The following is a 14,846-nucleotide window of genomic DNA, read 5'->3' as shown; positions in this document are numbered from 1 at the left end:
ATAACCATTCTAGCTAGGAGGTGTTTTTTTGATTTAGAGATGTTGTGAAAGGTTCAAAATGGTACTGACTTTTTGAAATACTAATGACTACATAAAAATAAGAGACCACTTGAACATGGTCTCTTATTTGTTGTCTTGCTCATTATCTTGTTTATACATGACTGTTCCCACTGTTACAAGAAGGGTTATGAGAAATGGTGTGACTCGATAAGGTCTCCAGGCAGGGTCATAAGCCAAAAGGGTTGAAGCAAGATAAAAAACATTGCTTGAGTATAACAAAACTATATTTTCTTTTTTAAGGCCTTTTCCTATTAAGATGGTTGCAATGATAAAACTAATCAAGCTATAACGTAGAAAAAGGATTACAATCATTCCCCAAGGATTTGACAGTCCTAAGAGCAAAAATAAGGCAAGATAAACGATAGCTAAATAAAAAGCGACTGCAAGGAAAATAGAAGCAGCCCTGTTGTCTGGAGCATTCTTCTTAATGAGCTCTTGATTATTGAACTCTTGACCAGTCTTACCCTTATCTTGGCTTGTGTTGAAGTTTGTATGTTGTACTGACATCTTTCTCACCTACCCCTCTATTTGTATCTAAATAGGTTAACTCTTTTCACCTTTATTATACTTCTTTTTTACCTTAGTTTCAGCAAGATCGATAGGCTTTTGAGCCATTTTTATAAGATGAATTATTGCTCGATGTTCTGCTTTCTTACTGGCACTATAGTGCCCCAATTTAAAGCCCTTACACCTCGGTAAGTAATGAGTCGCTTAGATAGTTAGAATTTAGTTTTTATATGAGAAGCTAGACTAAAAAAGACACCATCTTAACAGACCTAATGGTTTGGTAAGGATGGTATTTTTTGTCGCTTTGAGAGAAGTGCCTTAAGGATTTTGTGAATTTTCATTAGATTTCCTTGTAATCCCATTAAAAGAAGTACCTTATCAATAATCATTCTAAATAGCCATAGAGTGTCAGTTTTCTGTTTCTCAATGAACTAAAATGACCATTTTTATATTTCTAAATACTCATTTAAAGCTAATGTCATTAAAACAACAAAAGGACTTTTCTAAAAATTATGAAAATTTATCGAATCTTATTGAAAAAAAGCTTTCAATGATTTAGAATGAAGCTATAAATGGGAAAAAGGAGTCTTTTTATTATGGACAAAAAAGTACATTATAAAATGCACAAAGTTAAGAAACAATGGGTAACCATCGCAGTTACAGGGATGTCGCTCGGTGCAGTCTCAGCGGTTTCTTTAGGGACTAACGACGGTGTCGTTCAGGCCGACGAACACACGGATGCTACTGTAGCTATCCCCGATATTACTGTTGATACGGGTACTGTATCTAACGATACAACGGCTGCTCAGGATCCAACTACAGCAGTTGCAGCGACAAACGATGTCACAACTGACCAAGCAGCTCCAACAGCAACTTTCGATTTGACAACTGATACAACAAATACAGTTGTAGCGAATGCTGTTGATACGGCAGCGCCAGTCGGTACTGATCGTGCGGCAACTACAACAGATACAACAGCAACCAATGATACAGCTGTTGATACAACAAATAACAATACTACAACTGACACAACAACAGTTACTGATCGCGCAGCGACACGTGAACGTCGTGCGACTGGTGCTCGACGTGGTCCTACAGGAGGCCGTCGTGCTACCCCAGTTAACGGCAATACAAATAATGCCAACAATACTGTCACAGTAGTAAACAACGACCTTCCAGCAACTAACAATGTCGTAACTGATGGTCCAAGTCACATCAAAACAATTGATGGAAAACAATACTACGTTGAAGATGACGGCACTATTCGTAAGAACTATGTCCTTGAACGTAACGGCGGAAGCCAATACTTCAACGCTGAAACTGGTGAATTGTCTAATCAAAAAGAATACCGTTTCGACAAGAACGGTGGAACAGGTTCATCAGCTGATAGCACAAACACAAACGTTACTGTAAATGGCGATAAGAATGCCTTTTATGGTACAACTGATAAAGATATCGAACTTGTTGACGGTTACTTCACTGCCAACACATGGTACCGTCCAAAAGAAATCTTGAAAGACGGTAAAGAGTGGACTGCCTCAAGTGAAAATGACAAACGTCCATTGCTTACGGTTTGGTGGCCAAGTAAGGCTATCCAAGCGAGCTACCTTAACTACATGAAGGAGCAAGGTCTTGGTACGAATCAAACCTACACATCATACAGTTCACAAACTCAAATGGACCAAGCAGCGCTTGAAGTTCAAAAGCGTATTGAGGAACGTATTGCGCGTGAAGGCAACACTAACTGGTTGCGTACAACTATCAAAAATTTCGTGAAGACTCAACCTGGTTGGAATTCAACTTCTGAAAACCTTGATAACAGTGACCACTTGCAAGGTGGTGCCCTTCTTTATAACAACGACAGTCGTACAAGCCAGGCTAACTCAGACTACCGTCTCCTGAACCGCACACCGACTAGCCAAACAGGTAAACGCAATCCTAAGTATACTAAGGATACAAGCAACGGTGGTTTCGAGTTCTTGTTGGCTAATGATATCGATAACTCAAACCCTGCGGTTCAAGCTGAGCAGTTGAACTGGCTCCACTACATCATGAACATCGGTACTATCACTGGTGGTTCTGAAGATGAAAACTTCGATGGTGTTCGTGTCGATGCCGTGGATAATGTCAATGCCGACCTTCTCCAAATTGCTTCAGATTACTTCAAAGCTAAATATGGTGCTGATCAAAGTCAAGATCAAGCCATTAAACACATGTCTATCTTGGAAGCATGGTCTCACAATGACCCATACTACAATGAAGACACTAAAGGTGCTCAATTGCCAATGGATGACCCTATGCACTTGGCATTGGTATATTCACTCTTGCGTCCAATCGGTAACCGTTCAGGAGTTGAACCACTCATTTCAAATAGTATGAATGACCGTTCTGAAAGTGGTAAAAACTCTAAACGTATGGCTAACTACGCCTTTGTGCGTGCTCACGACTCTGAGGTACAATCAATCATTGGTCAAATCATCAAAAATGAAATCAACCCTCAATCAACAGGGAATACCTTCACTCTTGATGAAATGAAGAAAGCCTTTGAAATCTACAACAGAGACATGCGTAGCGCTAACAAGCAGTACACACAATATAATATCCCATCAGCATATGCCTTGATGCTTACGCATAAGGACACTGTGCCACGTGTTTACTATGGAGACATGTACACAGATGATGGTCAATATATGGCTCAAAAATCACCATATTACGATGCTATTGAAACCCTCTTGAAAGGCCGTATCCGCTATGCAGCTGGTGGTCAAGATATGAAGGTTAACTACATCGGTTATGGTAATACTAATGGTTGGGATGCTGCAGGTGTCTTGACTTCTGTACGTTATGGTACAGGGGCTAACAGTGCTTCTGATGCTGGTACAGCAGAAACACGTAACCAAGGTATGGCAGTTATCGTTTCAAACCAACCTGCCCTTCGTTTGACAAGTAACTTGACTATTAACATGGGTGCGGCTCACCGTAACCAAGCTTATCGCCCATTGCTTTTGACAACAAAGGATGGTGTGGCTACTTACTTGAATGACAGCGATGCTAACGGTATTGTCAAATACACTGATGGTAACGGTAATTTGACATTTAATGCAAGCGAAATCCGTGGTATTCGTAACCCTCAAGTTGATGGTTACCTTGCGGTTTGGGTACCAGTAGGTGCTTCTGAAACTCAAGACGTGCGTGTGGCACCAAGTAAAGAAAAGAACAGCAGTGGTTTGGTTTACGAATCAAATGCTGCCCTTGATTCACAAGTTATCTACGAAGGTTTCTCTAACTTCCAAGACTTCGTCCAAGATTCATCACAATACACTAATAAGAAGATTGCTGAAAATGCAAACCTCTTCAAATCATGGGGTATCACATCATTCGAATTTGCCCCACAATACGTTTCAAGTGATGACGGTAGCTTCCTTGACTCAGTCATCCAAAATGGTTATGCCTTTACAGACCGTTATGACATTGGTATGAGTAAGGACAACAAGTACGGTTCATTGGCTGACTTGAAAGCAGCTCTTAAATCGCTCCACGCTGTAGGTATCTCAGCGATTGCTGACTGGGTTCCAGACCAAATCTACAACCTTCCGGGTGATGAAGTGGTCACTGCAACTCGTGTTAATAACTATGGTGAAACTAAAGACGGTGCAATCATCAATCATAGCCTCTATGCTGCTAAGACACGTACTTTTGGTAACGACTACCAAGGTAAATATGGTGGTGCCTTCCTTGATGAATTGAAACGTCTTTACCCACAAATCTTTGACCGTGTTCAAATCTCTACTGGTAAACGTATGACTACTGACGAGAAGATTACACAGTGGTCTGCGAAGTACATGAATGGTACTAATATTCTTGACCGTGGTTCAGAGTACGTGCTTAAGAATGGTCTCAACGGTTACTACGGTACAAATGGTGGTAAGGTTAGCCTTCCAAAAGTTGTCGGAAGCAACCAATCAACTAATGGTGATAACCAAAACGGTGATGGTAGTGGTAAGTTTGAAAAACGTCTCTTCTCTGTAAGATACCGTTATAACAATGGTCAATATGCTAAGAATGCCTTCATCAAAGATAACGACGGAAATGTCTACTACTTTGATAATACAGGCCGTATGGCAATCGGTGAAAAGACTATCGATGGTAAACAATACTTCTTCCTCGCTAATGGGGTGCAATTGCGTGATGGTTACCGTCAAAACCGTAGAGGTCAAGTATTCTACTACGACCAAAACGGTGTCTTGAATGCAAACGGTAAACAAGATCCAAAACCAGATAACAACAATAACAATACATCAGGCCGCAACCAATTCGTACAAATTGGTAATAACGTTTGGGCATACTACGATGGTAATGGTAAACGTGTGACAGGTCACCAAAACATCAATGGTCAAGAACTCTTCTTCGATAACAATGGTGTCCAAGTTAAAGGGCGTACTGTTAACGAGAATGGAACAATCCGTTACTATGATGCAAACTCAGGTGAAATGGCTCGCAACCGTTTTGTTGAAATTGAACCAGGTGTTTGGGCTTACTTCAATAATGATGGAGCAGCCGTAAAAGGTTCACAAAATATCAATGGTCAAAACCTCTACTTTGATCAAAATGGTCGTCAAGTGAAAGGTGCTTTGGCTAATGTTGATGGCAACCTTCGTTACTATGATGTAAATTCAGGTGAGCTTTACCGTAATCAATTCCATGAAATCGATGGTAGCTGGTATTACTTCGATGGTAATGGTAATGCTGTCAAAGGCATGGTTACTATCAATGGTCAAAACCTCCTCTTTGATAACAATGGTAAGCAAATCAAAGGTCATTTGGTTCGTGTGAACGGCGTTGTTCGTTACTATGATCCAAATTCAGGTGAGATGGCTGTTAACCGTTGGGTTGAAGTGAGTCCAGGATGGTGGGTTTACTTTGACGCTCAAGGCCGAGGACAAATCTAATCGTTTCCAAACTGTATGAACCGAGACAGTAGTCTCGGTTTTTATGGCATGTTCGGATTTCGTTAAGGATTTAATGATGGCTGAACAAGTGATTTTAAAACCATCTTGAGTTAGTCATGATAGTCTGATAGTAATCATTACATCTGTAGTTCCATGAAAAAGTAATCATGCTAAAAAAGCTATTAGTTATTTATAACTTAATACGAGAAACTTGAGAAACTGGGGAATTTCATTAAATGGTTCCAATCTATTGACGAAGCGTAAAAGTCAATCTATACTAAAAGTAATGCTAGTTATTCATTGGCATTCCATAGTCGAGGACTAGGCACAGACCTTCTCTGTGCCATTCTCTTAGGTTGTTCCCTTACAACTGAGGTAAGGTTCTAGTCTTTCAAAGATGAGAAGTAGTTGTGATAGTTTATAGTCTATTTCTTATGAGAGTGTCTTTAGGGAGAGAAAACTCCATTAAAGACTCATCATTTAAGTTATCGGGGTAATCTCATTTTGATGTCACTTTCGTAAACTACTTGATAGATATTGCACATTAAAGCACTATTTTTTCACTTAGGGGTTAAAATGATTAAAGTTCTTACACCTTACTTGTAAAAATTCGATTCTCGTATTATAGTATATATAAGAGATATCAAAAATTTTAATCTTTGATAAGGACTTGTTAGCTTCTCCGAGGGAAAATGAAATCTTAATAGAAAAGATTTCCATGAGAACTTAGCAAGTATAGGATTTTATTTCTCATAAAAAGAAGAAAGGGGGAGTATTTTTGAGAGCCTATAGGGAAGATGCGACTGAAGCAGCAGCAAGAACTGCTGAAGAGCATATTGCACATAAATCAGCGGACTCTGATTTGGTTGATACTATAGATCTTTCTAAATTATTGACTAACCCAAAAAGTCGCTCTGACCACAGTGCCCCCTCTCCATTAGATTTTGCTAGAGCTGACGAAGCCCTCTTTGATAATCATGCCCAATCGGAAACCGTGAGGATTCCATCAAAGCAAGAGATTATTTTTCAAGGAGCGGATTCTAAAACTCCAGACCCTGAAGTCATGGAAAATCATGTTTTTACGGGGACTAGAGATAGGAAGACTGGCTTAATCGAATGGGACAAGGACAGTTATACCTATCCTAAGATATCGGTACCAGTTGTCCAGGGCTATTTCGCTGACCAAAAAGAAGCGGGTTTTAACGTTGTCACACCCTATGTGCCAACGGTAACGGAACATGTGACCTATAGGAAATTGGGACGCATTATCCCTGTGACAGAAGATGGGGAATATATTCCAGGTGCTTTGACTAAGCAATATAACAATAACAAAAAAGATCCACGAAAGGCGGGTGAGACAGCAACACCAGCTGTTCAAGATTATATGACAGATATTAAAAGTGTAGTACCGAACAAACCAGGAGGGGATACTCCGGTTGTGTATCGTAAAATTTTCAAGAAAGCCAGCATCACTTATATTGATGAAACTACCGGTGCTTACTTGGTTAGTGACCAGTTGACCGGTGAATTGGGTGAAGCGATTGAATACGGAACAGCAACACGTATCAAGACTTTCAAGGACATGGGATATGACTTGATTCAGGACGAATTCCCTAAAGATGCCATTTTTGATGACAAGGATATTGATGATCAAGAGTGGTTTGTCCTCTTGCAACACGATGTTGCCAAGGTAGGGCCTGACCATGAACAAGTCCCAGATACTCCAATCAATCCTAATAATCCAGATGGACCTAAGTGGCCATCTAAGTATGCTTACGAGAAAGAAGTAAGCTTCACAGTCTTTTACAAGAGTACAGACGGCAATGCGGATTTACCGGATGCCGATGTGCAAAAGGCTTATTGGGTCCGTACCCTTACCTTTGACAAGGTCACAGGTGAGCTTGTTGATGAGACAGAATGGTCACCAAACAAGACCAAGTATTATGACATCTATGCACCAGTTGTTTTAGGCTATTTTGCTGATAGAGTAGAAGTAAAAGGTAGAGAGGTTACTGAAGATAACATCGAAGAAACCATTACCTACGTTCCACTTGGTAAGATTATTCCTATTGATGCGAATGGACGCTTGATTCCAAACGTTCCAACGCCAACCTTCAACAACGATGCCAATAACCCAACTAAGGTTAGTGAGACACTTGTTCCTCACATTCCGGGTTATCGTCCAATGCAACAAAGTGTCATGCCTGAGAGCTTGACAGACGATATTCTTGTTGAGTACGCTCCAATCCTTGAAGATGTAACGCAACCAACCTTGCAAACGGTCTTCTTCAAAGGAGCTGGCGAAGCAACACCGTCTGTTAATATCCAGTCTGACTTTACTTTCACTGGTAAGTACAATCAAGCAGAAGACACTTACACTTGGGATCAAGACAGCTATACCTTTGCTAAGGTTAATGTCCCAGTTATCGAAGGTTACTATGCGGACAAGGCAGTGGCTGGTATGCAGGTTGTTACACCTGATAAACCAGAAGCTACAGACAGTGTTGTCTATAAAGAACTCGGTAAGATTATCCCTGTTGATAGCTTTGGTAATCCTATCGCGAATGCAGAGCCAGTTCATTATGCTAATGATCCTCAAGATGCTACGCAAGTTATTAAGACACCAGCACCACAAGTTGCTGGCTACCAAGCTGAAAGTGAATTGGTATTGCCAATTGACCTCAGCATGGACCAAACCTTGGTTTACGAGCCAATCTTGGATGATATCACGCAAGATACGAAACAAACGGTTACCTTCCAAGGTGCAGGCTACAAAGATCCAGTTATCAACATTCAAGATAGCTTCAGCTTCCACGGTAAATTTAACCAAGTGGAACAAACAAGTACTTGGGATCAAGACAGCTTCACTTATGATGTCGTAGAAGTTCCAGTTGTTGAAGGATTCTTTGCAGATAAAGCTCAAGCTGGTGGTCTTGAAGTTCGCCCAGACCTTCCAGAAGTGGAAGATACAGTAACTTACACAGAGCTTGGTAAGATTATTCCAGTAGATGAGTATGGTACACCAATCGAAAATGCACCTACTCCAAGCTACAACAACGATCCTGAAGATCCAACCATGGCTATGGAAACAGTCGTTCCAGATGTTCTTGGTTACCTTTCTGAAAAGGCCTTTATTACTCCAGAACACCCAGGTCAAGATACCAACGTGGTTTATACTAAGGATGAGCAAAAAGCTATTATCCTTTACATGAATGAACTTGATAAGTCCGAATTGACTCGTGATGTCGTCGTCGGAAGCTCAGGTGAAAAGATTGACTACTCTACTGATGAACAAATCGCAAACTTGCTTAAACAAGGTTACGAGCTCGTCAACGATGGTTATGCGGCAGCCTTTGACCACACTTACAATGGTGACTCAGACTTTGATCAAGTCTTCGAAGTGGTTCTTCGTGAACGTTTGGTTCTTATTGACCCAGATATGCCAGCACCAGTTGCAGGTGAAGTCGTAGATCCAAACGATGTTAATAGTCCAGTTTGGCCAAATAGCGTAGAGATGCTTGAAAACCGTGCCGATGTGACACGTACAATCCAGTATGTCTTCGAAGAAGGCGGATTGGCTAGCGACGACTACGTTGAAGTTCTTGATTTCAAACGTTTGACTAACGTTAACCTTGTTACAGGCGCTATCAATTATGAAGCATGGTCAAGTACTCAAGCTGGCTTCTCAGCTGTTCCTTCTCCAGAGGTTGTTGGATTTACACCAGACCGTATGGAAGTAGCTGAAATGACAGATGTTTCTGTAGAAACACCTGAAATCATGGAAGTAGTAACTTACCTTAAGGATGCTCAGAAAGCTACAGTTACTTATGTTGATGGCACAACTCGTAAGAAACTTGAAGTGGTTGACTTGCTTGGTAAATCAGGCGAAGTGATTGAATACTCAACAATTGAACGTATCAAGTACTATAGTGACCGTGGTTATACCCTCCTTGCAGATGGTTTCACAAACGGTGTTATCTTTGATGGCGATTCACATGTTGACCAAAACTTCATGGTTACCCTTCGTCATGGTACTGTTCAAGTAGGTCCAGATAACATCCAAGAAGCTGGTACACCAATCAACCCAGCAAATCCTGATGGTGCTAAATGGCCAGAACGTGAAAGCTATATCAAAGATGTAACCTTCACAGTTCTCTACACATCTAGCGATGGACAAGCAGAACTTCCTGCTAATAACATCCAAACTGCTCAATGGACACGTAGCTTGACTATTGATAAGGTTACAGGTGAAGAGCTTGGTTCAAGCTACTGGACTTCAAATAAAGGTCAGTTTGAAACAGTCATCACACCAGAAGTAGAAGGCTACAGCGCTGATAAGGACAAGGTTGAAGGTAAGACAGTAGGTCAACGTAACCTTGAAGAAACCGTTGTTTATATCCCGCTTACAGGTGATATCAATGGTAAACCTAAAGAAAACAAGGCAGACGATATCGTTGTTGAAGAGGTTCAAGACCTAGAAGTTCTCGACCAAGTCGAAGAACAAGTGGAAGCTCATGAGGGACCAGTAACTTATGGACCAGGCGACGACTTTGAAGCACCTGTTTCTGGTCAAGCTGAGGGTAAAGGCTCTAAACACAAGATGCCAATAAATCTCTCAAATGAGGAAGAAGTAAGCAAAGGTAAGATTGAAGAAACCATCAATATCGCAGGCTTCACCGTATCGGTAACAGGTCTAGGACTTGGTCGCAACGGACGTAAGAAGAAAAATAAAAAAGATCACAAAGATCAAAAAGAAAAATAATCAAAAGACCTGAATGACTCAGGCATGCCCAGACAGAAAGAAAATCTCAAGTTGCATAGAGCACTTGGGATTTTTTTGTGGATTAACTAACTGAGGTCTGTGGAAACTATGCATTATAAACGTAAAAGAAGGTATCGAAACATTTACTGACATTGATTAAATTGATGATAAAAACTATAATCTAGTTACAAGTGTTATGTACTTAAATGTTCATTCAAATACTGTTAAATTCAACTTACAGCTTGTTTTAAAAAAGAGGTATTATGTCTATTTCGTTTACTTATTGTGGCGTTGCATGTGGCGTCATCTCCATTGATAATCAATTTCATATCGGAATTGATCCTGACTTATCACCTAAGGGAACTTTGGTCCCTTTTAAAGGATTTGTCTCCGAGAAACAAACTGATGTTCATAAGGATAAGTCTCTTCTTAGTAAAGTTGATGTATGGCTAATTACTCATGGGCATCAAGATCATTTGGATGATGTAGGGAAAGATTATTTGAAGGGTAAAACAGTCATTTCTCCTAATAAGAAAATCTTAAATGGGTTATCTGGCTTAAATAACTTTGTTTTAAAATGGGGAGAAGAACAATCATTTCAAGTCGCTGACTATTGTATCACCATTAAAGCACTACCGGCTTATCATGCCAGCAACTACATCATACGAAAGATTGTTGGTAAAGTGAATGGTTATCAAATATCAATTACAAGTTCGTCAGAAACTAAAGTCATTTATTTTACCGGTGATACTGTTTTGTACCCAGGTTTAACAAAAAATGTTCCTCAAAATATAGATGCTATATTTGCTAATTTAGGCGCTGTAAAATCAGGTTCATTTGGTGGACCATTTACCATGGACTTGAAGATGTTAAATCGAATGAAAGATCTCCTTCAACCTAAAAGGATTTATCCCATTCATATAGATGATTATAGTCATTACAAGACAACTAAAAAAGAAGTTGAAGCAGCAGGCTATAAGGTTTTAGCTGTAGGTGAGACCATCGATATATAATTAAGTAGAATAAAGACTTTACATACTTTTGTATGGGAGTCTCACTTGTGGTAACATCACTTCTATACTACAATATAGGAAAACAATCATAAAAGGAGTATGCCATGCCAACTGAATATGAAAAGATGATAGCGGGTGACTTTTATAAACCAAGCGATCCTGAGTTACGTGCTCTAGCGGCCAGCTCAAGAGAAAAACAATGGGCCTTCAATGCTGAACATGACCGCCTCAAGAGGGCAGAGATTGTCAAATCTTGGTTTGGTTCGACTGGTGAAAATGTTGCCATGAATCCTCAGTTCGTTACGGATTACGGTGTTAATATCCATATTGGTGAAAATTTCTATTCCAACTGGAATTTGACTATGCTGGATATCTGTCCTATCACGATTGGTGACAATGCCATGATTGGCCCTAATTGTCAGTTTTTGACGCCCTTGCATCCGCTTGATCCAACCGAGCGTAATTCAGGCATTGAATATGGTGCTCCAATTACGATCGGTGATAATTTCTGGGCCGGTGGAGGCGTGACTATCCTCCCAGGAGTGACCTTAGGGGATAATGTAGTGGTTGGGGCAGGCGCTGTTGTGACTAAGTCCTTTGGAGACAACGTGGTTCTAGGTGGGAATCCGGCGCGTGTAATTAAGGAAATTCCTGTAAAGAAAGACTAAATATAGCAACTCAAGGATTCTAGGTCCTTGAGTTTTCTATTTTTTGAAAGAATCTATTGACTTGAGCTAATAATTCTTCTATACTGCTAGTTAGCTAACAATATAGTTAAGGAGTCATTTTTTTGGACCATTTTGGACGCTTGTTAAAACAAGCCAATAATAATATGATGCGTCATTTTGACCAGTTTGCTAGGCAGTATGACTTGACTGGAAATCAGATGGCTGTCATTGATTTTATAACCAATTATGCGGATCAAGAAGTCTTTCAACGTGACATTGAGCACGAATTTGAAATTCAGCGTTCGACAACGACAGTGCTCTTACAGCGAATGGAGAAGAAAGGCCTGATCGAACGCCACACATCTTCAAAAGATGCTAGGCAAAAGGCGGTTGTTCTCACGGATAAAGCTCTCAGTATCGCTTCTGCCTGTCAATCTTATCTTCGAAAAGAGGAAGAAGAGTTTGCCCAGCAATTTTCAGCTAAAGAGAGAGAAGTCTTTCTCAAAATCTTACAACACTACCGTAATATTTAAGTTTATTTAGGAGGAACAAATACTTATGTCAGACGAAAAAATCTCCACCAAGGTCCTGTGTGCCATCTTTGCGACAGGAATCCTTTCATTTTGTGGAGTAGCTGGTGAAACAGCTATGAACATCACCTTTCCCGTATTGATGAAGGCATTTTCAGTCAATACGTCAACCGTACAGTGGGTTACAACTATCTACCTCCTAGTGGTCGCTTGTGTGGTTCCCTTATCTGCCTATCTCAAGCGCTCGTTTAAGATGAAAACCATCTTTCTGGTCGCAAACCTCTTGTCTATTTTAGGTGTCCTCATCGACTTTATAGCGCCTAGTTTCGGCTTTGTTGTTTTGGGACGATTGGTTCAAGGGATGGGTGTTGGTTTTGCCCTACCTCTCATGTTTAACATTATTTTGGAGCAGGTACCAAGTCGTAAGATTGGTCTGATGATGGGAGTTGGGACACTGATTACAGCCGTTGCACCAGCGATTGGACCAACTGTTGGTGGTCTCTTGACAGCGCACTTTGGTTGGCGTTCTATCTTCCTCGTCCAGTTTCCTATCCTCTTGGCTTCACTGATTGCAGGGCTACGTTCAATTGAGCAAAAGAGTGATGTGCAACGTGAATCTTTAGATATCCTCAGTCTACTAGCTACTATCTTTCTTTTCTTGGGCTTGATTTTAGGCCTTCATGGGGTTGCTGACCATGCTTTCGTTAGTTTCTCAGTTCTTGGATGGCTTTTGATTGGTATCTTAGGTCTTGTCCTTTTGATTTGGCGTTCAACAACATTGGACAACCCTATTATCAACCTCTCCATTTTGAAAAATCGTAAACTGACAGGTCATATCATCGCTTTCTTCTCTTTCCAATTGGGGTCCCTTGCGATGAGTTTTCTCTTGCCAAACTATGTGCAATTGGTTAACCACTCGAATACAACTTCTGCAGCCTTAATGTTGCTTCCAGGTGCTATTATCGGTGCAGGATTCGCTCCGTTCTCGGGTATCATTTTAGATAAGATGGGGGCTCGTAAACCGATTCTGATTGGAGCGATCCTGATCGTACTCGCTCAGTTGTTATTTAGCTTGTTTGGTCTCTCTCTTTCAAATACTTTAATCCTCGTCTTTTATATGATTTTCATGACGGGGATTGGCGTTTCCTTTGGTAATGTCATGACCAATGGACAGAAACAACTGTCGCTAGATCAACGCGCTGATGCCAATGCCATCTTTAACACGCTTCAACAATTTGCAGGAGCAGTGGGAACAACCCTAGCATCTCTAATTGTTGCCATGAGTCAAGCTAATCACAAGATTGACTTTGCGCAAGCAACGGCTCAAGGTAGTCGAAATGGCTTTATGGTCTTATTTGCTCTAGCCATTTTCCAACTCCTTGTCTTAGTTAGCGTTGTCAAAAAGAACGATTAATAAGGTGTTTGAAGCAAAGGAAACATGCTTTCCCTTGCTTTTTCTTTCCTTAAATGAAATACTAATCTTACTGCAAATTTTAGTGTTACTTTAAGGTTTATGACTTATAATAACCTTAAAGAATTAACCAGTCTTCGATGAAGATACTAGAAAGAAGGGAAGGACCATGTCTTTACTTAAGAGAATTCATCCTGAGCAGCCACTCAAGGAACTGAGATGGTTTGATATCGCTATTGTTACGCTAATTATGTTTGGTCAGTTTATTGTCCGTTCGACACAAATGTATTTGGCGAGTTTGTCTCCAAACCTTTCCACGGCAGTCAGTGAGACAGCAACGAATACAGCCAGTGAAGGAGCAGCTTACTCAAGCAATTTTACCTTGCAGATTATTCTCCTAGCCTTAGTGATTATTTATCTCTGGATACGCCATTTTGACTTTAAACAATTACCTATACGTCTAAAGTGGTCTGTTCTCTTTTGGGTACCCTTTATTTTCGCTATCATGGGCTTATTTGCTGATATGGTAAGTACTTTGTCAGGACAATATAATTATTTTAGTCCTCAGGTTCTAGCCTTTATTAGCCCTATGGCTGTGATTGATAAGTTTATGGCTTTGTCACCTATGGCGATTGCTTATGGCTTGCTCAACGGTTTCTACGAGGAATTTTTCTTCCTAGGACTCTTGACCTCGGTTAAGGACAAGTATAAGTGGTTGGTCTTGCTCTTTTCAACCATTGTCCGTGTGTCCTTCCATACCTATCAGGGCATGCTATGGGCTCTGGTTATCGGTGTGGTCTTTGGTCTCCTATATTATTTCCTTTATAAATACAAGGTTAAAAACTTGCTTCCATTCTTCCTCGTTCATGCCTTAGCAGATATGTTTGGCTCGAGCTTAATTTATCTCTTGGTAAACTGGAATTATTAGTCAAACAACTCCCTTCGT

General features: G+C 40.5%; 8 protein-coding genes. 7 read left to right on the top strand and 1 reads right to left on the bottom strand.

Going from position 1 to position 14,846, the window contains the following annotated elements; genetic code table 11:
- Positions 1-123: 123 nt before the first annotated feature.
- The gene (locus O3670_RS10255) at positions 124-567 is read right to left on the bottom strand and encodes a hypothetical protein (protein WP_037602335.1); all 444 of its coding nucleotides are present in this window, start codon (positions 565-567) and stop codon (positions 124-126) included.
- A 596-nt stretch (positions 568-1,163) separates the two neighbouring features.
- Between O3670_RS10255 and O3670_RS10250 the strand changes: the two genes are divergently transcribed.
- From O3670_RS10250 to O3670_RS10220, 7 genes are all read left to right on the top strand, one after another.
- Complete coding sequence (locus tag O3670_RS10250; RefSeq protein WP_371596105.1) at positions 1,164-5,516, top strand: glycoside hydrolase family 70 protein; 4,353 nt, start codon at positions 1,164-1,166, stop codon at positions 5,514-5,516.
- A gap of 778 nt (positions 5,517-6,294) precedes the next feature.
- On the top strand, positions 6,295-10,278 hold the full coding sequence (locus tag O3670_RS10245; protein WP_371596104.1) for a mucin-binding protein: 3,984 nt from the start codon (positions 6,295-6,297) through the stop codon (positions 10,276-10,278).
- A gap of 263 nt (positions 10,279-10,541) precedes the next feature.
- Positions 10,542-11,291 (top strand): MBL fold metallo-hydrolase, encoded by a 750-nt coding sequence (locus tag O3670_RS10240; protein WP_038676432.1) that lies wholly within the window; start codon positions 10,542-10,544, stop codon positions 11,289-11,291.
- A gap of 104 nt (positions 11,292-11,395) precedes the next feature.
- Positions 11,396-11,959, top strand: a complete 564-nt coding sequence (locus tag O3670_RS10235; protein ID WP_371596103.1) for a sugar O-acetyltransferase — start codon at positions 11,396-11,398, stop codon at positions 11,957-11,959.
- Between the two features lie 122 nt (positions 11,960-12,081).
- Complete coding sequence (locus O3670_RS10230) at positions 12,082-12,492, top strand: MarR family winged helix-turn-helix transcriptional regulator (protein ID WP_037602327.1); 411 nt, start codon at positions 12,082-12,084, stop codon at positions 12,490-12,492.
- 25 nt (positions 12,493-12,517) lie between these two features.
- Entirely contained in the window at positions 12,518-13,903 is a 1,386-nt protein-coding gene (locus tag O3670_RS10225; RefSeq protein WP_371596102.1) for an MFS transporter, read from the top strand.
- Positions 13,904-14,069: 166 nt separating this feature from the next.
- The gene (locus tag O3670_RS10220; protein ID WP_371596101.1) at positions 14,070-14,828 is read left to right on the top strand and encodes a CPBP family intramembrane glutamic endopeptidase; all 759 of its coding nucleotides are present in this window, start codon (positions 14,070-14,072) and stop codon (positions 14,826-14,828) included.
- Positions 14,829-14,846 lie beyond the last annotated feature (18 nt).

The organism is Streptococcus sp. 27098_8_74 (assembly GCF_041431705.1).
Classification (GTDB): Bacteria; Bacillota; Bacilli; order Lactobacillales; family Streptococcaceae; genus Streptococcus; species Streptococcus salivarius_E.
The sequence above is the reverse complement of the archived record's forward strand: the minus strand, read 5'-3'. Positions and strand labels throughout refer to the sequence as shown.